Annotated in this window: 29 protein-coding genes; 14 read left to right on the forward strand and 15 right to left on the reverse strand. The window is 65.9% G+C overall.

The window, feature by feature from the left end:
• Positions 1 to 385 precede the first annotated feature (385 nt).
• The 6 genes from PDMSB3_RS27755 (at position 386) to PDMSB3_RS27780 (ending at position 3690) form a co-directional block, all read left to right on the forward strand.
• On the forward strand, positions 386 to 799 hold the full coding sequence (locus PDMSB3_RS27755) for a group II truncated hemoglobin (RefSeq protein WP_051058916.1): 414 nt from the start codon (positions 386 to 388) through the stop codon (positions 797 to 799).
• A 42-nt stretch (positions 800 to 841) separates the two neighbouring features.
• The gene (locus tag PDMSB3_RS27760; protein WP_007177232.1) at positions 842 to 1450 is read left to right on the forward strand and encodes a hypothetical protein; all 609 of its coding nucleotides are present in this window, start codon (positions 842 to 844) and stop codon (positions 1448 to 1450) included.
• 75 nt (positions 1451 to 1525) lie between these two features.
• Positions 1526 to 2107, forward strand: a complete 582-nt coding sequence (locus PDMSB3_RS27765) for an ankyrin repeat domain-containing protein (protein ID WP_165188376.1) — start codon at positions 1526 to 1528, stop codon at positions 2105 to 2107.
• 75 nt (positions 2108 to 2182) lie between these two features.
• The gene (locus tag PDMSB3_RS27770; protein WP_007177234.1) at positions 2183 to 2959 is read left to right on the forward strand and encodes an ankyrin repeat domain-containing protein; all 777 of its coding nucleotides are present in this window, start codon (positions 2183 to 2185) and stop codon (positions 2957 to 2959) included.
• A gap of 2 nt (positions 2960 to 2961) precedes the next feature.
• Positions 2962 to 3435, forward strand: coding sequence for an ArsC/Spx/MgsR family protein (locus PDMSB3_RS27775; protein WP_007177235.1), 474 nt, complete (start codon positions 2962 to 2964; stop codon positions 3433 to 3435).
• 18 nt (positions 3436 to 3453) lie between these two features.
• Entirely contained in the window at positions 3454 to 3690 is a 237-nt protein-coding gene (locus PDMSB3_RS27780; protein WP_007177236.1) for an FmdB family zinc ribbon protein, read from the forward strand.
• Positions 3691 to 3757: 67 nt separating this feature from the next.
• Here the strand turns inward: PDMSB3_RS27780 and PDMSB3_RS27785 are convergent, their stop codons facing one another.
• From PDMSB3_RS27785 to nifA, 15 genes are all read right to left on the reverse strand, one after another.
• Positions 3758 to 4054 (reverse strand): 2Fe-2S iron-sulfur cluster-binding protein, encoded by a 297-nt coding sequence (locus tag PDMSB3_RS27785; RefSeq protein WP_007177237.1) that lies wholly within the window; start codon positions 4052 to 4054, stop codon positions 3758 to 3760.
• Between the two features lie 56 nt (positions 4055 to 4110).
• Entirely contained in the window at positions 4111 to 4962 is an 852-nt protein-coding gene (locus PDMSB3_RS27790; RefSeq protein WP_165188378.1) for an SIR2 family protein, read from the reverse strand.
• 10 nt (positions 4963 to 4972) lie between these two features.
• On the reverse strand, positions 4973 to 6136 hold the full coding sequence (locus PDMSB3_RS27795) for a DegT/DnrJ/EryC1/StrS family aminotransferase (RefSeq protein ID WP_165188379.1): 1164 nt from the start codon (positions 6134 to 6136) through the stop codon (positions 4973 to 4975).
• On the reverse strand, positions 6123 to 6401 hold the full coding sequence (locus PDMSB3_RS27800) for a hypothetical protein (RefSeq protein ID WP_007177240.1): 279 nt from the start codon (positions 6399 to 6401) through the stop codon (positions 6123 to 6125). The genes PDMSB3_RS27795 and PDMSB3_RS27800 overlap by 14 nt, the downstream gene beginning before the upstream one ends.
• A gap of 1 nt (position 6402) precedes the next feature.
• Positions 6403 to 6621 carry a putative nitrogen fixation protein NifT gene (gene nifT, locus PDMSB3_RS27805; RefSeq protein ID WP_007177241.1) on the reverse strand — a complete coding sequence of 73 codons (219 nt, stop codon included), beginning with the start codon at positions 6619 to 6621 and terminating at the stop codon, positions 6403 to 6405.
• Positions 6622 to 6662: 41 nt separating this feature from the next.
• The gene (locus PDMSB3_RS27810; protein WP_165188381.1) at positions 6663 to 7808 is read right to left on the reverse strand and encodes a cysteine desulfurase family protein; all 1146 of its coding nucleotides are present in this window, start codon (positions 7806 to 7808) and stop codon (positions 6663 to 6665) included.
• A gap of 22 nt (positions 7809 to 7830) precedes the next feature.
• The gene (locus PDMSB3_RS27815) at positions 7831 to 8202 is read right to left on the reverse strand and encodes a DUF3024 domain-containing protein (RefSeq protein WP_007177243.1); all 372 of its coding nucleotides are present in this window, start codon (positions 8200 to 8202) and stop codon (positions 7831 to 7833) included.
• A complete protein-coding gene (locus tag PDMSB3_RS27820; protein WP_007177244.1) occupies positions 8199 to 8474 on the reverse strand; it encodes a nitrogen fixation protein NifZ in 276 nt (91 codons plus the stop codon). The genes PDMSB3_RS27815 and PDMSB3_RS27820 overlap by 4 nt, the downstream gene beginning before the upstream one ends.
• Positions 8471 to 8851, reverse strand: a complete 381-nt coding sequence (locus tag PDMSB3_RS27825; protein WP_165188383.1) for a nitrogen fixation protein NifZ — start codon at positions 8849 to 8851, stop codon at positions 8471 to 8473. Before PDMSB3_RS27825 ends, PDMSB3_RS27820 begins: the two co-directional genes overlap by 4 nt.
• Positions 8844 to 9677, reverse strand: a complete 834-nt coding sequence (locus tag PDMSB3_RS27830) for a 4Fe4S-binding leucine-rich repeat protein (RefSeq protein ID WP_007177246.1) — start codon at positions 9675 to 9677, stop codon at positions 8844 to 8846. Before PDMSB3_RS27830 ends, PDMSB3_RS27825 begins: the two co-directional genes overlap by 8 nt.
• Positions 9674 to 10249 (reverse strand): hypothetical protein, encoded by a 576-nt coding sequence (locus PDMSB3_RS27835; protein WP_007177247.1) that lies wholly within the window; start codon positions 10247 to 10249, stop codon positions 9674 to 9676. Before PDMSB3_RS27835 ends, PDMSB3_RS27830 begins: the two co-directional genes overlap by 4 nt.
• A gap of 15 nt (positions 10250 to 10264) precedes the next feature.
• Positions 10265 to 10672 (reverse strand): HesB/IscA family protein, encoded by a 408-nt coding sequence (locus PDMSB3_RS27840; protein WP_095422916.1) that lies wholly within the window; start codon positions 10670 to 10672, stop codon positions 10265 to 10267.
• A gap of 50 nt (positions 10673 to 10722) precedes the next feature.
• Positions 10723 to 10917: a 4Fe-4S binding protein gene (locus tag PDMSB3_RS27845; protein ID WP_007177249.1), complete on the reverse strand. Its 195-nt coding sequence runs from the start codon at positions 10915 to 10917 to the stop codon at positions 10723 to 10725.
• A 40-nt stretch (positions 10918 to 10957) separates the two neighbouring features.
• Complete coding sequence (nifB, locus tag PDMSB3_RS27850) at positions 10958 to 12553, reverse strand: nitrogenase cofactor biosynthesis protein NifB (RefSeq protein ID WP_007177250.1); 1596 nt, start codon at positions 12551 to 12553, stop codon at positions 10958 to 10960.
• Between the two features lie 292 nt (positions 12554 to 12845).
• Positions 12846 to 14558 carry a nif-specific transcriptional activator NifA gene (gene nifA / locus PDMSB3_RS27855; protein ID WP_007177251.1) on the reverse strand — a complete coding sequence of 571 codons (1713 nt, stop codon included), beginning with the start codon at positions 14556 to 14558 and terminating at the stop codon, positions 12846 to 12848.
• Here nifA and PDMSB3_RS27860 point away from each other — a divergent pair.
• The 8 genes from PDMSB3_RS27860 (at position 14548) to nifV (ending at position 21015) form a co-directional block, all read left to right on the forward strand.
• The gene (locus PDMSB3_RS27860; RefSeq protein ID WP_157187703.1) at positions 14548 to 14835 is read left to right on the forward strand and encodes a hypothetical protein; all 288 of its coding nucleotides are present in this window, start codon (positions 14548 to 14550) and stop codon (positions 14833 to 14835) included. The genes nifA and PDMSB3_RS27860 overlap by 11 nt on opposite strands.
• Positions 14836 to 14869: 34 nt before the next feature.
• Positions 14870 to 16123 carry an IscS subfamily cysteine desulfurase gene (locus PDMSB3_RS27865; RefSeq protein WP_165188385.1) on the forward strand — a complete coding sequence of 418 codons (1254 nt, stop codon included), beginning with the start codon at positions 14870 to 14872 and terminating at the stop codon, positions 16121 to 16123.
• A 62-nt stretch (positions 16124 to 16185) separates the two neighbouring features.
• Positions 16186 to 16632 (forward strand): Fe-S cluster assembly scaffold IscU, encoded by a 447-nt coding sequence (gene iscU / locus PDMSB3_RS27870; RefSeq protein ID WP_007177253.1) that lies wholly within the window; start codon positions 16186 to 16188, stop codon positions 16630 to 16632.
• A gap of 27 nt (positions 16633 to 16659) precedes the next feature.
• Positions 16660 to 17034, forward strand: a complete 375-nt coding sequence (erpA, locus tag PDMSB3_RS27875; protein ID WP_007177254.1) for an iron-sulfur cluster insertion protein ErpA — start codon at positions 16660 to 16662, stop codon at positions 17032 to 17034.
• A 7-nt stretch (positions 17035 to 17041) separates the two neighbouring features.
• Positions 17042 to 17365: an iron-sulfur cluster assembly protein IscA gene (gene iscA, locus PDMSB3_RS27880; protein ID WP_007177255.1), complete on the forward strand. Its 324-nt coding sequence runs from the start codon at positions 17042 to 17044 to the stop codon at positions 17363 to 17365.
• A gap of 23 nt (positions 17366 to 17388) precedes the next feature.
• On the forward strand, positions 17389 to 19263 hold the full coding sequence (hscA, locus tag PDMSB3_RS27885) for a Fe-S protein assembly chaperone HscA (protein ID WP_007177256.1): 1875 nt from the start codon (positions 17389 to 17391) through the stop codon (positions 19261 to 19263).
• Positions 19264 to 19320: 57 nt separating this feature from the next.
• Positions 19321 to 19653, forward strand: coding sequence for a 2Fe-2S iron-sulfur cluster-binding protein (locus tag PDMSB3_RS27890; protein WP_007177257.1), 333 nt, complete (start codon positions 19321 to 19323; stop codon positions 19651 to 19653).
• A 225-nt stretch (positions 19654 to 19878) separates the two neighbouring features.
• Positions 19879 to 21015: a homocitrate synthase gene (gene nifV, locus PDMSB3_RS27895; protein ID WP_007177258.1), complete on the forward strand. Its 1137-nt coding sequence runs from the start codon at positions 19879 to 19881 to the stop codon at positions 21013 to 21015.
• The last annotated feature ends 63 nt before the right edge of the window (positions 21016 to 21078 follow it).

A 21078-nucleotide genomic window follows, 5' to 3' on the forward strand; every position in this document is an offset into this window, starting at 1 on the left:
GACCATGTCAGCCTGTCGTGCCTGTATGGGTCTTCTTATATCGAGTCACGCATCGGCCGGACCTGTGTCCGCGCTGGACCCCAAATGCAGCTTCCGTGCCATGTCGCCAGCGATGCCGTGTCGCGTCCGTGCTGCCGCACTGTGCGGTACGTTCGTGACTTTCCGGACTCCTGTGCTGTCTTGTCGGTTTCGCGACAAAGCTCGCGAACTTCGTCGCGAATCAAACCGTTCGGGCGCGTTTGTCGGGCCGTGTGTCGGGTCATTTGTCGGGCCATTTCTGTCGCGTTGGTCCGCATGCGTGCGGTCCGGTCGCCGCATGCGCGGCTGGCGGCGGCCTCGTGAGCGACTCGACTCAGCCTGGTTCGGTTATTGCATTGATCGCGCCATGAACACACCTGCCATCCCCTCTCCGCAACACATGCCGCGCGCGACGCATTTCGACCGTCTGGGCGGCGAGCCCGCCGTCATCCGTCTGGTCGACGCGTTCTACCGGCTCATGGATACGCGGCCCGACGCACAGCGCATTCGTGCGATGCATCACCCGGACCTGTCGTCGACGAAGGCGGTACTGGTGCTGTATCTGTGCGAATGGCTCGGCGGCGACAAGCAGTACTCGGCGCAGCGCGGCCATCCACGCTTGCGCATGCGTCATGCGGCTTTCGCCATCGGGCTCGCGGAACGCGACGCCTGGCTGGCCTGCATGCATGGCGCGCTCGACGAAACGGGAGTCGATCCAGTGTTGCGCGACGAACTGATGCAGTCGTTTTTCAAAACCGCCGACTGGATGCGCAACACGTAGACGTGAATTCCTCTTCAACGCTGTTCAACCCAAGGATCTGTGATGACCGAAACGCTCGCCCACAAGGAGATCGACGACACCGCGTTCGCCCGTCTCGAACACGAAGGCCGTCTGCTCAACCCGGTACTCAAGGGGCTGACGAACAAGTTCGGCCGGGTCGGCTTTCGCGGCGAACTCGCGCTGCGCTTTGCGCCGAAGCTCGCCGACGAGGCGCGTCCGCCGGAGCTGACCTGCGATCAGGTGATGGCCTGCGCGACGATCGGCGAAAAGCACCTGCCCTTTTTCGCCGGGTATCTGCTGAGTTTCGAATATCTGAAGGATGTGGCGGAGGTGCTGGGCGACACGCTGTCGGCGGGCGGCAAGTACTTTCTGTTCTGCGACAACATCGACCTGAGCAAGCGGTATCAGGTGCCGTACAAGGGCGCGATGTTCTATGTGCTGCCGATCCTCGAATCCACCGTGTACAACGAAATGCTCGAGCTGCTGTACCTGGAAAAGAACGAACTGAAGAAGAAGGACACAGGCGGCAAGCTCGATGCGGTAGCTGACGCGGCTATCAGGTTCGACGTGACCTTCGACACGATCACCTACAGCGAAGGGCTTGACCTGATGGGACCGGTGCGCAACCCCAACGAAAACCGCCCGGTCTGAAGCACGGGGCCGATGGCAGCCGCCCGCGCGGCTGCGTCGCCCGATATTCCCTTGCACTTGAACGCGAGCATGATCATGCACACCGACACTGCCCTCGCCGTCCGCGAACGCCTGCCGCGGCGAGTGGCCCAGAGCGCCGACGCACGCCTCGAAACGATCGCGCCCGCCGCACTTTCCACCTGGCTGGTATACCACGGCTTTCCCGATCTGCATTCGCGCGGCGTGAACGGCGAGACCCCGCTGATGCGCGCCGCGCAGCACGGCGAAGACGCGGTGGTCGAAGCGTTGCTCGCATTCGGCGCGCGCGCCGGCGCGCTCGACGACGACGGCAACCATGCATTGTGGTTCGCGTGCCTGCACGGCGGGCCTGCGACGATCCTGCGGTTGATCGAAGCCGGCTCGCCCATCGACCATGCGAACGACGACGACATCACCTGCCTGATGCAAGCGGCCGCGAGCGGCCGCCTCGACATCCTGCGAATGTTGCTTGCGCACGGCGCGAGCGCTGAACTGTGCGCGCCCGACGGCCGCAGCGCGCTCGACATGGCGGCCGACCTCGGTCTGCAACTGCTGCGCGCGGCGCGCCACATGGGCCAGATGGGCCAGATTGAAGAAGCCGGCACGCAGCGTATCGCCGCGACGCCGGACTTCGTCTGACATGCGGGCCATCCGTCAACATGCGCAGCGTCGACGAAACCGGTACGAGCGACGTCGCCGGCGGGAGCTCGCACGATGAAAGGCCGACATGTGTTCCGTCGCCTCACGTTCGACGAGGTCCGCGCATGGCTCGCACGACGGCCGGATGCGCTGCTGCTCGACGCGCGCGACGCCGCCAGTTACGCACGCGACGGCTGGCCCGGCGCCGTGCGCCTCTCAGCCGACAACCAGGACGCACTGCTGCTGCGCACCGATCGGCAGCGGCCCGTGCTGATCTATTGCTACAAGGGCAACGCCAGCCAGGTGTGTGCGCAAATGTTCGCCGACTTCGGGTTTACCGATGTATGCGACCTGGTCGGCGGCCATCGCGCGTGGATGGCGGGCGCCGATGGCTCGAATCCGTCCGGTGAGGCGCTTGCGCCGGAACTCGCCGCGTGGCTCGCGCGCGAAGGCTTCATCGGCACGCAGGCACGCAGCGCGCACGGCAACACGCCGCTGATGAACGCCGCATGGCGCGGCGCGCCGGCCGTCGTCGAACAGTTGCTCGCATGCGGCGTCGCACTCGACGCCATCAACGAGGACGGCAACAACGCGCTGTGGTTCGCCTGTGTGAACGGCAATCCGTCGCTCGTCACGCGTCTCGTTGCGGCCGGCGTGCCGATCGATCATGCCAACGCGAACGGCGCGACCTGCCTGATGCTCGCGGCTTCGTCAGGCAAGGCCGAGGTGCTCCGCACGCTGCTCGCTTTGGGCGCCGATCCGGCGCTGCGCTCCGAGGACGGCTTCACGGCCGTCGACATGGCGGCCAGCGTCGACTGCCTGCAACTGCTGCGTCAACTCCGGGAAGCCTGACAATGGCCCACCTCGTCTTCTACGAAAAACCCGGCTGCGCCGGCAATGCCCGCCAGAAAGCCCTGCTGCGCGCGGCCGGTCACACGCTCGAGGTGCGCGACCTGCTGGGCTGGCCGTGGAGCGCCGACGCGCTGCTGGCATTCATCGCGCCGCTGCCGGTCAACGCGTGGTTCAACCGCGCGGCGCCGCGCATCAAGTCGGGCGAGATCGTGCCGGAAACGCTCGACGCCGATACCGCCTTGGCGCTGCTGCTAGCCGAGCCGCTGCTGATCCGCCGGCCGCTGATGCAGTGCGACGCGCGCCGCATGGTCGGCTTCGATGCAGCCCAGGTGCATGCGTGGGTCGGGCTCGGTGCGCATCCTCCGGCCCCGGACACGCCGCTCGAAGGCTGCGCCGCAACGGCGGCCCCCGGAGCGGACCAACGCACAGAACAGCGCACCGACCAACGGACAACTCGCTGCACCCCTTCCACCTGAAACGGAAATCCGAGCACCATGCCCCTCTACGACTACCACTGCACGGCCTGCGGCCACACATTCGAAACGCTGGTGCGCGGCGGCCATACGCCGGTCTGCCCGCAATGCGGCAGTACCGCGCTTGCGAGGCAGGTGAGCGCCCCTGTCGCGCCCGGCAAGAGCCGCGCGATCATCTCCTCGGCGCGGCGCCAGGCGGCGCGCGAAGGACACCTCAGCAACTTTTCGCCGGCTGAGCGCGGCAAACTGCTGCGCTGAGCCGCACGGATGCGGTCATGGATCCCGTCGATCGGGCCGCCCTGATGACGCAGGGCGGCCTTCCCGCTCAGACGAAGCTCAGCAGTTCGACGGTCACCGGCTCTTCGCCGAGCACGGCCTGACACGCGAGGCGCGACTTGGAGCCGATGCCGACAAGCGTATCGAGCTTGTCGTTTTCGAGCCGCTGGATCTTCGACAGGCTCTTGCGCCCTTCCTGCACGAACAGATGGCACGATCCGCAATCGGCCTTGCCGTCGCACTTGTGCGCGATGTGCTCGCCCACAGCGAGCAGTGCCTGCAACAGGGTCGCGCCGGCGGCGACGTCATAGGTCTTGCCTGAAGGCAATACGGTCAGTGTAGTCATGATGGTGAGCTTGATAGAAGGCGACAGGTAGAGAACAACGGATAGGCGGCCGCGCGTCACGCGGCCAACGCGGGTTGCAACGCATCCACCAACGCGTCGGCGAAACCGGCCAGCGGCATCGCGATGCGCTTGATGCGCTGCTCTTCGAGAAAGCGCGCTTCCATCCGCGTCGGCTCATCAGGCAGCACGGCCCAATGCGTGTCGGAAGAGCGCTTCATGATCTGGCGCGCGAAGCTGCGCGTGAGCTGGTCGTCGAAACGGCAACCCAGAAACAGAAAGCTGCGGCCGCTGCGCCATGCCTGCACCGCGGGCGGAATCGGCGTCTGGATGTCGATCTCGGTCAGCACTTCGACGAAGTCGCTGTCGGACACCAGATAGTTCGACGCGGGCGCGTGGCCGCCGATCGGCTTATAGAGCAGCGCGCCCGAGGCCGGCACCGCGTGCAGGAAAGTGCCGTCCGGCGCATACGCGCCAAACCACTGGCCGAAATGTTCCGACTGCGACAAACCCTGCACCTGAAACCAGCCGCCTTGTGGCCGCGCCTCGTCGAGGGCGACGGCAAACGTGTCGTCGTACCAGCAATCGACATACAGCCCCGCGCCGCTGGCCGCAAGCGCCCGGTGCAGCGCCGACGGCACCGGCGTGGTGGCGAACGCGCCGTTCATCAGGTTCACCACCGACTTGCGATGCTTGAAGTTCTCGATGAATTGCGCAGCCTGCGTGAGCCGCTTGCGGATCTTGTGCGGCACGCTCACTTTCGCGGTCATGATCTCGGCCAGCGCGCCCGGCGTGGCCGGCGTGGCCGGCACGGGCGAATCGGGACACAGCGCGAGCAGCCCCGGGCCGAGGTAGGGAATCACGCCGCCGCCCTGGAGCTGGCGGGCAATGGTCTGGACTGAAACGGTCATGGAGTGAGCCTCACAGATAAATGGCGGCACCCGCGCCCACGTTGGTCGCGGTGTCCTTCAGCGTCTTGACGATGTACCTGACCTGATCGGCGTCGAGCAGCGTGTGCAGCGGCAGCGCCAGCGCGCGGTCGCCGATGCGCTCGGTATCGGGCAGCAGACCGCGCTTGCGGCCGATCGCATCGCCCGTGTTCATGTAATGGAACTGCTGATGCAGCGGATGGCTGTAAGGCGCCGTCTCGATGCCGCAGGATTTCATGTCGTCGATCATCTGGGCGCGCGCGCTCTGCGTAAAACGCTTGCCCAGGTGGACGACATAGAGCATCCAGTGCACTTCCTCGACGTCCTCGGCCACATAGGGCGGCTTGATTCCCTCGAAGCTCTGCATCTCTTCGTGATACCAGCTCTCGACCTGTTTGCGCTGGGCGAGGCGCATGTCCAGTTCGGCCAGTTGCGCGAGGCCCAGCGCGGCGGTCAGATCGCTGATGCCGGCTTGCAGCGGCACCCACGAGCCGACCGAAACCGACGCGCGGTCCGTGACGCGCCGCTCGCGCAGATAGCGCAGTTCGTGCACGAGTTCGTCATCGTCGGTGACGAGCATGCCGCCCGCTCCCGTGCTCAGCGCGGACGGGCCGGAGAAGTCGAACACCGAGACGTCGCCGAAACAGCCGGTGTTGCGGCCGCGGTAGCGCGAGCCGAGCGCCTCGGTACTGTCTTCGATCAGGCGCACGCCATACGCGTCGGCCAGTTCGCGCAGCGGGCCCCAGGCGGCCGGGTGGCCGTTCGTATTGCCGGCGAGAATCGCACGCGTGCGAGGGCCGATCTTCTGCGCTGCTTTTTCGGCGCTCAGACATCCGCTCCAGTAGTCGATGTCGGCGAACACCGGCACGGCTCCCGCCAGCGTGATCGCCTGCGCCACCTGGTGCCAGGTATGCGATGCGCAGATCACCTCGTCGCCCGCACGGATCCCCATCGCGCGCAACGCGATCCAGGTGGCGAGCGTGCCGCTCGCCACCGCAACCGCATGCGTGCGGCCCACCCAGCCGGCGAACGCGCGCTCGAACGAGTCGAGCATCGGCCCGTCGCTCCAGCGCGACGATTGCAGCACGGCGTTGACGAAATCGATCTCGCGCGCCGCGCAAGCCGGTTCGCTCAGCGCGATCTCATCGATTTCCATGAGGCTCGTCCTCGGTCAGGATCAACGCGTCGGCCTCTTCAGGCCGCTGCGTGATCGACATGCAATGCCCATCCGACATCAGGAAGTAGACGCTGCGCGCACCGAGCCGCAGCGCCGCCGTCTCATCGCGCATGTCCAGTGCGTTGACCCGCATCGTGCGCACCGCCGGATAACGCTGCTGCCATTGCAGCGCGGCCTCGCGCAGCGTCGGTGCCGTGCGCAGCAGGTCAGCCGCGACGTCAAGCTGTTCGGCGTTCAGGCTCATCTCACTCCTCCACGCCGGCAATACGCCGGGCTTCGACGGTGATGGGTAGCGGCGTGTCGTCGGCCATCGCGGGCAATTCGAGCTGCCAGCCGTTGGCGAGCGTGACGAGACCGCCCCACATCCCGGGCTGAGCCATCGCGACAATGGGCTCCTCCAGGTCCTTCTTTGGCACGTAAGCGCTCAGCGCGCCCTTGCTGTCCTTGCGGATCATGACTTTCATGGTGACGGACTCCGGAGATTGACGACAGATTCAAACCAGGCTCAGGCGGAACATGCGGGTTGCTCCAGCAGCGGACGCAACACCGGCGGCAAATGGGCGAGCAGATACTGAATGTCCTGTGCGGTGGTGGTTTCGCCGAGCGACAGCCGCACCGCCGCCAGCGCCTCGTCGCGCGGCACGCGCATCGCCGTGAGCACGTGCGAAGGCTCGCTGCCGCCCGACGAGCAGGCCGAGCCCGATGACGCGGCAACACCTAGCCGCCCGAGTCGCTGCAGCACGACCTCGGCGGGAAGCAAGCCGAAGCGCAGGTAGCTGGTGCCGGGCAGGCGCGCCGCCTGCGCAGAAAAAACGTGGACCTCCGGCAGCGCACGCTTCAACCCTTGCTCCAGCGCGTCGCGCAGCATGCCTATGCGCGCCGCTTCGCTCGCCACGTCGCCGAGACGTTCGAGCGCCGCCGCAAAGCCGGCAATGGCCGGCAGGTTCTCGGTGCCGCCGCGCCGATGCCGCTCCTGGCTGCCGTGTACCTGCGGCATCAGCGTCACGCCCTGGCGCACCAGCAGCGCGCCAATGCCTTTCGGCCCGCGCAGCTTGTGAGCCGACAGCGACACCGCATCGATCCCGCTCAGCGCGAAGTCGAACGGCAGCCTGCCGATGAACTGCGTCGCATCGACATGCAGGCGCGCGCCGGCCGCATGCGCGAGATCGCGCACTTCGGCGACCGGCATCACCACGCCGGTCTCGTTGTTGGCCGCCATCAGCGAGACCACGGCGACGTCGGGTCCGATCAGCGCGGCGGCACTGTCGAGGTCCAGCGAGCCGTCGGGCCGCACGGCAATGCAGTCGAGCGCAATGCCGCGCGCCGCCAGCGCACGCGCCAGCTTCAGATGCCCGGCATGCTCGACCGCGCTGAATACGACACGGTGCCGGCCATGCGGCGCCGCCGCGTGCAAGCCGCACACCGCCAGATGATTGGCTTCGGTCGCGCCGCTGGTGAAGACCAGTTCCGCCGGCTTGCAAGCGAGCGTTCGCGCGATGGTCGCGCGGGCCGCCGCGAGCGCCCCCTTCGCCTGCTGCCCGAGCGCATGCTGCGACGACGGGTTGCCCCATACATCGGTCAGGATCGACAGCATCGCCTGCACGACGGCGGGGGCCGGCGGCGTGGTTGCGTTGTGGTCGAGATAAATCATCGCCCAGCTCCGTTGATTGGCTTCACGGCCAGAACACACGTTCGCGATCGATGCACAGCGCGTCGAGCAGTTCGGCCAGATCGGTACTCTCGTGCTGGAGCATCCACCGGTGCAGCGCGTGATCGCGCGCGCTCAGGCGCCACACGCCGTCTTCGTCGCGCGTGAGCCAGGCGATATCGATCACCCCGCCGGTCGTGTCGACATTGCGCGAGCAGCACGGGCTCTCGATACGAAACCCCTGCCCCTCGCGCAGCACGCGCGGCGACACATAGCGGTAGCGGGTGCGCTCGCGCAACGCCCGCTCGATCTGGCGCAGGGTCAGGTCGACGAGGCAGCCCGCGTGCAGGCCGCCGCGTCGCGTCGCCGCTGCTGGCGCGTTAGCCCGCGCCGTCACGCCAGGCCACCCGGTTCGGCTAGCACGCCGGCGGGAACGGGCGCGATCTCGTCTTCCGTGCATCCGACCACGCAGTTGCCGAACTCCACCAGATAGACCGGCTCGCCGCTCTCCACCACTTGCCCCACATTGACGATTTCGCCGACCGTGCCCGCTTGCGCGAGACATTCGTCCGCGCCGCGCTCGGGGAAGCTGCCGTCGTTGCACAGGTCGTCCAGCGCGATCACGCGCATGCCCCATTGATATGCGGGCTGAACCGGTTCGATGCTCATGGCGAGGGCTCCTTGACTTGCGACGTATCCGGCTGGACCCGCGTGCCGATCTTGCGCAGCGCTTCGGCGCGCTCGCCCAGACCTTGCAGCACGTCATCGGGCAGGTTGTCGAGCGTGCACAGCTCTTTTGCGCGCATGCCGACACGGTGGCCGCTCTCGACGAAATCCACCGCGTAGATGTAGAACTGCTGCAGGAACGTGTTGATGCTGGTGACGTAGCCCATCTCGCCCTTGTTCACCAGCACTTCGCCGATGTCCTTGCCGTTGTACGTGCCGTCGTTGCGGATCACCGAGCGTGCGATCACGCGCTCGCCGTAGTTGAAGCGCGGAGGAAACGCGACCTCGATCAGGTCGTCGTCGCGGTTGATGTCAGCCATGATCCACTCCTGCTGGGCGTTGCATCTGTCCGCCGGTTGTCATGCCCCTGAGCGTGTCCGACTGCCGGCGCTGCCGCGCGAGCGCGCGCACCTCTTCGTCCGCGTCGTTCACCAGCGAGGCCGCGATGCCCGCCGCCGCGCGCCGCGCGACTTCCCAGCGCACCCGCCAGTCGGGATCGAAGGCGAGGCGCGACAGCAGCGGCGCGGGCAGACGCTCGGCGACGATGCGGCGCACCTCCGCGTCGCTGTCGTCGGCGAGGCGCAACAGCGCGGGCATTTCGAGGCGTTCGGCGACGCGCATCCTCACTACGCGATCGGGGTCGCGAATCATCTGCGGCAGCAGCGCCAGCGGCAGACGCCGGGCGACCCATTCGCGCACGCCGTAATCGGCATCGGCGCGCATGTCCCCGAGCGCGGCGGGCGCGAGGCGCTGCGCGACGCGAATCCGTACCTCGCGATGCGGATCGTGAATCAGGCGCCCCAGTTGCCCCAGCGGCAGACGCAACGCGAGTTGCAGCCGCACCGTCTCGTCCGGGTCGCCGAGCAACGCGCGCAAGCGGAACACGTCGGCGTGACGCGCGGCGATAGCGCGCACCTCGAAGTACGGATGCGCGAGCTGCTGGTTGGCCAGATCGGGATGCCAGTGAAAGAAGCGCTCGATGCGGCGTGCGTACGCATCCTGCATGCACGCGTGACCGGGTTCGCAGCCCTGCTCCGCCCGTTCGCGCAACCGCGCATACTCGCAACCGGCGCAGTCGAGCGGGCCGCCTTGCCAGTGAAGCGGCGCAATGTCGCCACCCGGCGCGCGCACGTTCTGTACGGTCATGGTTGCGTCCCCGTCCAGCCGCGCGTCGGATAGGCGCTCAACGCATCCATTGCGTCGTCGGACCCGGCGCCGCTTTCATGACGCGCCAGAATCTGCGAAAGCAGCGCGCCGCCCACCCTGTCTTCGGGATCGAGGCGGCGCAGTTCGCGCAGCAGCATGCGCGCTTCGTCGAAATCGCCCAGGCGCATGTTGAGGTATGCGAGCCCCTTCAGCGTGAACAGATAAAAGCGCGCGGCCGCGTCGTAACGCGTGATTGCGGGAGCCAGCGGCTCGTCGCCGAAATCGGGGCCCAACGCGGTGCGCGCGATCGCCAGCGCGTCTTCGCCGATTGCACGCGCCTGCGTCAGTTGATGACCGTAGAAGTAAAAGCGATACAACGCGATCAACGGCACCGGATGGCGCGGCGCCGCGGCGCGGGCGCGCTGCAGCAACACGAGCGCCTCGTCGCGCCGTTCGCGCAGCCGGCCCGCCTCGGCGATCAATGCATCGACGCCGGACGGCAGGCCGCCGCCGACCGCGCTCTGCGCGAACGCGGTCATGGCATCGTCGAGAGCACGGTCGCCGGTATCCATTGCCATCGCTCCGCCTCAGGAGACCTGACGCGGCAGCGGCGGCCGCCCGCGGCCGATCGCGCCGATCTCGATGGTCGCCACGCCCGGCGGCGTGGACTCCCCACTGCTGCTGCAACCGCAAGCTGCCTGATTCGGATTGAAGAAGGTCAAGCCGGATTGGGTTGGCGTATCGGCAAAATCGATCGTCACGCCTTCGAGCATCAACCGGCTCTCGGCCGGCAGAAATACCCGCAGACCGTTGACGTCGAGTTCCTGTTCGCCCGCTTGCAGCGCCGGCTCGACGGTGAATTCCGCCGTATAGCCGGAACAACCGCCGGCGCTCACCACCAGCCGGAAGCCGGCGCCGGCTGGCAGGCCCGAAAAACGCACGATACGGCGCATGAATTTCTCGGCAGCGCTTGTGACAGTTACGTTGGACAGCATGATGCGCAGTCTCCTGAAAGATGAATGGCCGGCCCGGCGAGAAGCCGGACTCAGACCTGAACGATGCAGCCGTCCACGGGACACACCGCGACGCACTGCGGGTCGTCGAAATGGCCTTCGCATTCGGTGCATTTCTTGGGGTCGATCACGAAGATGCCGCCTTTCTCGCTGATCGCGACGTTGGGACATTCCGGTTCGCAGGCCGAGCAGCCCGTACAGGTGGACGCAATAATCTTGAGGGCCATGACAATTCTCCTGGTGTCCTGTCTTTAAGAATGTGGGGGGTCATGCCGCCGAGGCTGACGACGTGTAAGCGCCCTGGCGAATCGATGCATCGCCGCGGTCCCGATGCACGACGGCACCGCTCCCGATGCGGCTGCGGTAATCGTTGAACCAGGCGAGGGCCGCCTTTTCGATGAATTCGCCGACGTACTGATCCACCGGTTCGATACCGGCTTGCGCCAGTTCGTCCTTCGGGCACGCGCCGATCTTCGCGACCAGCACCGCGTGGCAGTCGTTGATCGCGCGCACCACCGACGGCAGTTGCTCGTCGTCGCCGTAGCCGCCCTGGCAATACAGATCCACCCGGCGATGGCCGACGAACAGCGCTTCGGCAGCCGAGACTTCGAAGATCTGAAACTCGGTGACGTGGCCGAAGTGTTCGTTGACGCGGCCGCCGCCTTTCGTTGCGACCGCAACCAGCACCTTCATGTCGTCGGCGACGTCGATCTCGCGCGAGACCGCCAGCGCTTCCTGCTTCGCATCGTGCTGCGCCTGGCGCTCGGCTTCCACGCGCTGCTGATATTCACGGCGGCGTTCGAGGTCGTAGACCACTTCCATCTGATCGATCTTGTCGAGCGTGAATTCATCGCTGCGGTCTTCGCCGAGCAGGCCGACCGCGTCCGCGCGGCACTGGCGGCAATGGCGCATCAGATTGGCGCCGCCCATGCAGGCGTCCTGCACGGCCTTGAGTTCCTGCGCGGTCGGTCCGCGCTGCCCGCTCAGGCCGAAGTGCGTGCCGTGCTCGGGCTCCGAGATCAGCGGCATGATGTTATGCAGGAACGCGCCGCGCTTCTTGACCTCGCGGTTGACCTCGTACAGGTGCTCGTCGTTGATGCCGGGAATCAGCACCGAGTTGATCTTGGTCAGCACGCCGCGCGCGGTGAGCATCTCGAGCCCCTTCATCTGCCGCTCATGAAGGATGCGGGCTGCCTCGTAGCCGGTCACGCGCTTGTGCTCCCAGAAAATCCACGGATAGATTTTCGCGCCCACCGCCGGGTCGACCATGTTGATGGTGATCGTCACGTGGTCGATGTTGTACTTGCAGATTTCGTCGACGAGGTCGGGCAGCGCGAGGCCGTTGGTCGACAGGCACAGCTTGATGTCCGGCGCCTGCTCCTGCAGCATGCGGAACGTCTCGAAGGTTTTCTTCGGGCTCGCCAGCGAATCGCCGGGGCCGGCAATGCCGAGCACGGTCATCTGCGGAATTTCGCTTGCGACCGCAACGACTTTCTTGACCGCCTGTTCCGGCGTGAGCTTCTGCGAGACCACGCCGGGGCGCGACTCGTTAGAGCAGTCGTATTTGCGGTTGCAGTAGTTGCACTGGATGTTGCAGGCAGGCGCCACCGCCACATGCATGCGCGCATAGTGATGGTGGGCTTCTTCCGAGTAGCACGGATGATTCTTGACCTTCTCCCAGATCTCCGCCGGCATGTCGTCGGGACCGCCCGACGAGCCGCAACTGGCCTTGCCCTCGCCACCTTGCGTACCGCACCCGCCACCGGCGGAGGGAACGTCGATCTTCACACCGAGGGGTTTGATCTGGCCGATGCCGATATAGGTCGCTGCGGGCAGGTCGCTCGCATTTGTACTCGCTTGCATGGATATCTCCTCGCAACCGACGGCGGCCGCGCGAAGCCTATAAAGCCAGATCCATGCCACTCGGCGAGAAGGCCTGAATTCAATGCATCAGGAGATATTTCGCAGTTCTGTATGATCCAGGCGAACGACCAATCCTCACAATTTCGTTGCGTCGTGTCGGTGTTGCGACAAATCTCACATGAACGCAAAACGCTTGCGGTGGTCGACGTCTGATGCAGACTGGAATAAAGACGCATCTATCCCCGCACGCGGGAAAAAGACGGTAGTTGTGGAGCGAAACCTTCCACTCCGCTCAGAACCGGCGAACCTCAATGGCGTATTTATGCAGCGCGTAGCCCATTTGCCGGGGCGTGATGCCCAGCAGCCGCGCCGCTTTAGCCTGCACCCAGCCGCAACGTTCCATCGCCCAGATCAAGCGTTCGCGTTCGCCTTCCGGCTTGCCGGCCGACGATGTCGCGAATGCGCGCTCGTCGGTCGCGGGATCCAGTTCGGTTTCGGCGTCCATGTCCGTGCCGCCGGACCAGGCAGCCGGCACCGACGGGACGTCCAGATCATGATGGCCGTACGGCGGCGACGACACTTCGGCGATCGGAATGTCGACGAGGCGCGCGGGACGCACGGCATCTTCGCGCTCGATGTAGTGCAGCACCTTCGTCAGGCAGCGGTCTTCCTGGCACAGGAACTTGAACCGGTCGATCACGCCGTCGCGCGTCATGGTCGCCGTGCGCTCGACGCAGTTCTCCAGCTCACGCACGTTGCCCGGCCAGTAGCAGTTCGTCAGCACCCGCATCGCTTCGGCGTCGAAGCGGATCGACTGCGAGTTTTCGCGGTTGAAACGGGCGAGAAAGTGCTGCGCCATCGCGGGAATATCTTCGCGCCGCTCGCGCAGCGGCGGCAATTCGATGCTGACCACGTTGATGCGGTAGTAGAGATCCGCGCGAAATTCGCCGGCCTTTACCATCCGTTCGAGGTTGCGGTTGGTGGCGAGAATCAGACGCACATCGACCTTCACCGGCGTCGTACCGCCCACGCGTTCGAACTCGCGCTCCTGTAGCACGCGCAGCAGTTTGGCCTGGAACGACGGCGAGATGTCGCCGATTTCATCGAGAAACAGCGTGCCGCCGTGCGCCAGTTCGAAACGGCCCTTACGCTGTCCCTGCGCGCCGGTAAACGCGCCCTTCTCGTGACCGAACAGTTCGCTCTCCAGAAGAGATTCTGTCAGCGCCGCGCAATTGACCCGCACGAACGAATCGCCGCTGCGGGGCGACAGATTGTGGATCGCGCGCGCGATCACTTCCTTGCCGGTGCCGCTCTCACCGCGCAACAGCACCGTGGTCCGCGCCGGCGCGACCTGGCGCACCTGGCCGAACACCGCCTGCATGGCCGCCGAGACGCCGACCACCTGATCGATCTGCTGGCTCGGCTTGATCGCCTTCTGCATACGTCTGACTTCATCCTGCATGCTGTCGTGCGCCGCGCTGACGCTGCGCTGAAGCAGCAACGCCTGCCCCATCAGCGTGGCGACGATCTTCATCAGATGCAGGTCGTCGGCGAACAGCCGGCTCGCGCCGGGATTCACGCAATCCACGGCGAGCACGCCCAGCGTGCGCCGGTCGGCATAGATCGGCGTCGCGAGCATGGCGATGCACGCACCCGGCATCTGGTCCGCGCCGCCGGTGCGATTCAGGAACACTGGCTCATCGTTCACGTCCGGTACGATCACGCCGATGCCGCTTTTGAACGCGCGGCCGACAATGCCTTCCCCTGGACGAAACTGCAGACGCTGCTGTTCGTCGCGCGAAAGACCCGCGGCGCACAGGCCGCGCAACTGCCCGTCGGATTCGGCCAGCACCACAAAGGCGCGTCGCCACTCCATCGTGTGCAGAAGGTAGTTCAGGGACTCGCGGAAGGTCTTCGCCACATCGAGCGACGAAACCAGCGTCTTGCTCACCTCATAGACGCAGTCCAGTGCTTGCCGGGCGACGGTTGCCTGAATGTTCACCATGGATTTCTCCTTCGTGCGCCACGCGCGTTCGATGCACCAGCGCAAGGCGCAAGTTCGACGCCAAAGGCACAACTTCGAAATCAAGCAATATCTACGCCCGGCGATTCAGCCTTCGCGCCTGTCGATCCCGCTTGCGGAACGACAAAGCCGACAAAAAGAACAGCGGACATTCTCACGTGTCGCACGCATCGAGACAAAGACAACAGCAAGACCGCGTGTGTCCCGCCGAAACAGGCCGCTCACCTGCGAAAGTCCGGTGGCATGGAAGTTGCCCTGAAGGTCGCACTACCACCAGCCTTCAGGAGCCTGCGATGTCGGATCTCCAACGCGTAGTCAGTACCGGTCCCCGTCTGCGAGGCGCCAACCCCGTGTACCTGGATCATGCCGCCACCACGCCGGTCGATCCGCGCGTGGTCAGACGCATGCTGCCGTATCTGACCGAGATGTACGGCAATCCCGCCAGCCGTTCGCACGCTTATGGCTGGGTCGCCGAGGAAGCGGTCGAACTGGCTCGCGAGCAGGTCAGCTCGCTCGTCAACGCGGACCCGCGCGAGATTGTCTGGACCTCGGGCGCGACCGAATCGAACAATCTCGCGATCAAGGGCGCGGCGCACTTTCATCGCGGCAAAGGCAATCACCTGGTGACGCTCGCGACCGAGCACAAGTCGGTGCTCGACTCGATGCGCGAACTCGAGCGCGAAGGCTTCGAGGTCACGGTGTTGCCGGTGCAGGAAAGCGGCCTCGTCGACCTCGCCGTGTTCGCCGCGGCCCTCAGGCCCGGCACCGTGCTGGCTTCGGTCATGCTCGTCAACAACGAGACCGGCGTGATTCAGGACATCGCCGCGCTCGGCACGCTCTGCCGCGAGCGGGGCGTCCTGTTGCACGTGGACGCCGCCCAGGGCGCCGGCAAGGTGCCGATCGATCTCGCCGTGTTGCCGGTCGATCTGATGTCGTTCTCGGCTCACAAGATATACGGCCCCAAAGGTATCGGCGCGCTGTACGTGGGACGCCGGCCGCGCGTGCGGATCGCGTCGCAGATGCACGGCGGCGGCCATGAACGCGGCATGCGCTCCGGCACGTTGCCCACGCATCAGATCGTCGGCATGGGCGAAGCGTTCTGGCTCGCGCGCGAGAACATGGCGTCCGAAAACACGCGCATTCAGACGCTGCGCGAGCGGCTGTGGAGCGGCCTGCAAAAGATCGATGCCGTGGAACTCAACGGCGATGCCGGGCGCCGCGCGCCTCACTATCTCAACGCGAGCTTCAACTACGTCGAAGGCGAATCGTTGTTGATGGGGATCAAGGAAGTTGCAGTTTCATCGGGCTCGGCCTGCACGTCCGCGAGTCTCGAACCCAGTTACGTGCTGCGGGCAATGGGCCGCAACGACGAACTCGCGCACAGTTCGATCCGCTTTTCGATTGGCCGCTTCACCACGGCCGACGAGATCGACTTCACGATCGATCTGATCACCCAGGTCGTCTCCCGGCTACGCGCGATGAGCCCGCTCTGGGACATGGTGCAGGCCGGCGTCGATCTGCAGACGATCCAGTGGGCAGAGCATTGACATACCCGTTCCAGCCGAACCCCCGAATACGCGAGCATTCAACCACCTGTGCGGAGCACCTCATGGCATACAGCGACAAGGTCATCGATCACTACGAGAACCCCCGCAACGTCGGCGCGTTCGATCCGGACGCCGCGAACGTCGGCACCGGCATGGTCGGCGCGCCGGCATGCGGCGACGTGATGCGGCTGCAGATTCGCGTCAACCGCGAAGGCGTCATCGAAGATGCGAAGTTCAAGACCTACGGCTGCGGCTCGGCGATCGCCTCCAGTTCGCTCGTCACCGAATGGGTGCGCGGCCGCACGCTCGACGAAGCGCTCGCGATCAGGAACACGCAGATCGCCGAGGAACTGGCGCTGCCGCCGGTCAAGATCCACTGCTCGATTCTCGCCGAAGACGCGATCAAGGCCGCCGTGGCCGACTTCCGTTCACGCCAGGCGAATCAGGGCACTGCCGCCGACAGCCTGCAACTCGCCGACCAGCCGGTCTGCTCGTCCAATCCGAACTGAGTCCATTCAAGCCTGAGAGGAACCACCATGGAAACGCTCGCCCAACCGGCCGCCGCCACTTCCGGCGCCCTGCCCGCTCTGCTCGAATTCACACCTCAAGCCGCCGCGAAAGTGGCCTCGCTGATCGAGGAAGAAGGCAACCCCAACCTGAAGCTGCGGCTGTACGTGTCCGGCGGCGGCTGCTCGGGTTTCCAGTACGGCTTCGCGTTCGACGACCAGGTGGCGGACGACGACATGCAGACCGTCACCGACGGCGTCACCTTGCTGGTCGACTCCATGAGCCTGCAATACCTGCCTGGCGCGCGCGTCGACTATGAAGACGGCCTCGAAGGCTCGCGCTTCGTCATTCACAACCCCAATGCGCAGAGCACCTGCGGTTGCGGCAGCTCGTTTTCCGTGTGAGGCAATCATGGCAATCTCACTGACGCCCGCCGCCGCGAGGCATGTCGAAAAATCGCTGCGCAAACGCGGCAGCGGCATAGGGCTGCGCGTCGCGGTTAAGACGAGCGGTTGCTCGGGCTTCGCGTACGCGCTGGAATTCGTCGATACCGCCAACGACGAGGATCAACGCTTCGAAGCGCACGGCGTGACCGTGGTCGTCGATCCGCGCAGCCTGACCATGCTCGACGGCACGGAGCTCGACTTCGTGCGTGAAGGACTGAACGAAGGCTTCAGATTTCACAATCCGAATGCCAGGGCGAACTGCGGTTGCGGCGAAAGCTTCGCGGTCTGACACACCCACTCAAGGACGCGCACATGGCCCTCCTGCAGATCGCCGAACCCGGCCAAAGCGCCGCTCCGCACCAGCACCGGCTGGCGGCGGGAATCGACCTCGGCACCACGAACTCACTGGTTGCCACGGTGCAGAGCGCGGTGGCCCGGGCATTACCCGACGAGGACGGCGCCTGCCTGCTGCCGTCGGTCGTGCGTTATACGCGCGCCGCCGAGCCGGAGGTCGGCCACCCGGCTCAGTTGCGCCAGGCCGAGGATCCGCTCAACACGATCGTGTCGGTCAAGCGCTTCATGGGACGGCGCCTTGCCGATCTGCCGGAAGCCGCCTCGCTGCCCTACCGCTTCATCGACCAGACAGGCATGGTCGGACTCGCTACCGACGCTGGCGAGCGCTCGCCCGTGCAGGTTTCGGCCGACATTCTGCGGACCTTGCGCGTACGCGCCGAGGCCTCTCTGGGCGGCGAACTGGCGGGCGTCGTCATTACGGTGCCGGCCTATTTCGACGACGCGCAGCGCCAGGCAACGAGGGACGCGGCGCACCTCGCCGGGCTGACGGTGCTGCGGTTGCTCAACGAACCGACGGCAGCCGCGATCGCGTACGGCCTGGACCGCGCGGCCGAAGGTGTCTTCGCGATCTACGACCTGGGCGGCGGCACTTTCGATATCTCGATCCTGCGGTTGTCGAAAGGCGTGTTCGAGGTGCTGGCCACCGGCGGCGACTCGGCCCTCGGCGGCGACGACTTCGATCGCGCCATTGGGCAGTGGTTCTGCAACCGGCACGGTGTCGAAGGCCTCGCCATGCTGGCGCCTTCCGCACAGCGCAGGCTGATGATGGCCGCCCGCGTGGCTAAAGAAGCTTTATCGCAGTCTGAGACAGCGGTCATCGCGCTCGCGCACGCCGATCGCAGCATCTGGCAGGCGGCGCTGTCGCGCGCGCAGTTCGCCGAACTCGGCGCCGCGCTCGTCGCACGAACTCTCGCCGCCACGCGGCGCGCGTTGCGCGACGCGAAGCTCGGCACGGGCGATATCGACGGCGTGGTGCTGGTCGGCGGTTCGACCAGGATGCCGCTGGTACGGGACGCCGTGCAGGAATTTTTCGGTCGCGAACCGCTTGCCGATATCGATCCGGATCAGGTGGTCGCGCTCGGCGCGGCGATCCAGGCCGATGTGCTGGCCGGCAACCGCAATGGCGACGGCTGGCTGCTGCTGGACGTCTGCCCTCTGTCGCTCGGCATCGAAACGATGGGCGGGCTGGTCGAGAAAATCATCCCGCGCAATTCCACGCTGCCGACCGCGCGCGCCCAGGAATTCACCACCTTCAAGGACGGCCAGACGGCCATGTCGTTGCATATCGTGCAGGGCGAACGCGAGAGCGTGGCGGATTGCCGTTCGCTCGCCCGCCTGGAGTTGCGCGGTATCCCGCCGGCGGTTGCCGGTGCGGCGCGCGTGCGCGTGAGTTTTCAGATCGACACGGACGGCCTGCTCGTGGTCACCGCGCGCGAGCAGACCACCGGCGTCGCAACGCACGTCGAGGTCAAGCCGTCCTACGGACTGACCGATGTCGAGATCGCGGCGATGCTGCAACAGGCCATCGACGCGTCGCTGCCCGATATGCAGTTGCGCACGTTGCGCGAGGCGCAAATCGACGCACGCCGTCTGCTCGATGCAACCGAAGCGGCGCTGGACAGCGACGCCGCGCTCCTGTCCGCCGACGAGCTGGCAGCCGTGCGGCGCGCAATGTTCCAGGTGGGCGAGGCGCTGGAGACCGATGCGTCTGCCGATCTGCTCAAGGCTGCGTCGACGGATCTCGCGGGCGCGACCGAAGCCTTCGCTGCGCGGCGCATGAACGCGTCGATCCGCAACGCACTCGCCGGACGTAACCTCGATACCCTCGTCTGAACTCGCCTTACCTCATTTGACCTTGTGTGACCTCGCCCGAGCCGGGAGCCCCACCTCATGCCGCGCATCCGTATTCTTCCCCACCCCGATCTCTGTCCGCACGGACACGACCTCGACGTGCGGCGCGGCACTTCGCTGTGCGAGAGCCTGCTCGCGTCCGGCGTCGCGATCGAGCACGCTTGCGAGATGGTCGCTGCATGCGCCACCTGTCATGTGTACGTGCGCGAGGGCGGTGCGTCGCTGGCGCCTCCCGACGACGAAGAGAGCGACCAGCTCGACCATGCGTGGGGCCTTGACCCGCAATCGCGTCTCGCATGCTGCGTGAAGCTGCGCGACGCCGACCTGACGATCGAACTGCCGGCACACACACGCAACCTCGCGCGCGGCTGACCACGCACGTCGTATCGCACATCGCAACTGCTTTCCGCAACGCTGCATTCATCACTACACCTGGCTGTCCGAAACAGGACATTCGCGACAGGCCTTCGTTGGGACCGCTTCATCCAGACACCCACGAATGCCGGAAAGCGCCCGCTACAGGCGTCGATGCAACGCAACCGCGCATGGCACAGCACTTGCAAACAGTGAGATCAAAGGTCAAAAGGACAACTTCTCATGTCGAATCCGATCATCAACGACACCACGCTGCGCGACGGCGAGCAGACGGCCGGCGTCGCCTTCACGATTGCCGAAAAATGCGCGATTGCCGAGGCGCTCGCACGCGCTGGCGTGCCCGAACTCGAAATCGGCATCCCTGCGATGGGTGACGAGGAAATCGATTGCATCCAGACCATCGTCGCGCTGAATCTCGACGCCGATCTGATGGTCTGGGGCCGCCTCACCGATGCGGACCTGGCCTCGGCCCTGCGCTGCAATCCCGACATCATCCACCTGTCGATTCCCGTTTCCGACATCCATCTTCAACACAAGCTGCGCCAGCCCCGCTCATGGGTATTGGCGCAGGTCAATCGCGTGATCGGCGCCGCTGTCAGGAGCGGGCGCAAGGTCTCGCTGGGCGCGGAGGATGCCTCGCGCGCGGACCCGGCTTTCCTCGCCGACGTGGCGCGGCGCGCGCAACAGTGCGGCGCGCAGCGCATCCGTTTTGCGGACACGCTCGGCGTTCTCGATCCGTTTTCGACCTATGAAGCGATAGCGCGATTGCGCGACGCGGTCGATCTGGAAATCGAAATCCACGCGCACAACGATCTCGGACTCGCGACCGCGAACACCCTTGCCGCGCTGCGCGCCGGCGCAACCCACGCCAACACGACCGTCAACGGTCTGGGCGAACGGGCCGGCAATGCGGCGCTGGAGGAAATCGTGATGGGCGTGCGTCATATCATGGGCCGCGATACGGCCGTCGACACGACCGCGTTATTGAGCATCTCGCGTCTCGTCGAACGGGCTTCGGGACGCCCGGTCGCGTTGAACAAGAGCATTGTCGGCGGCGGCGTATTCACGCACGAGTCCGGCATCCACACGGACGGGCTCGCGAAGAACGCCTCGACTTACGAGAGCTTCGATCCCGCCGAGCTCGGCCGCGAGCGCTCAGTCGTGCTCGGCAAGCATTCGGGTTCGCAAAGCGTGCGCCAGGCTTATGACGCGCTCGGCCTGCCGGTCAACGACACGCTTGTCGCGTTGCTGCTCACGCGTATCCGCCACCATGCGACCCATCACAAGCAGGCGCCCAGCGCCGCCGACCTGTATCGCTTCCTGATCGAAGTGCGCGACACCGTCGGAGAGCTGTCGTGAGCGGCGCCAACCACAGATACCGCGCCGCGCCGCCGGCGTTCCGCCCAATCCCATCCTCATCCG

Origin of the sequence: Paraburkholderia dioscoreae (assembly GCF_902459535.1) — a bacterium.
GTDB classification, from domain to species: domain Bacteria; phylum Pseudomonadota; class Gammaproteobacteria; order Burkholderiales; family Burkholderiaceae; genus Paraburkholderia; species Paraburkholderia dioscoreae.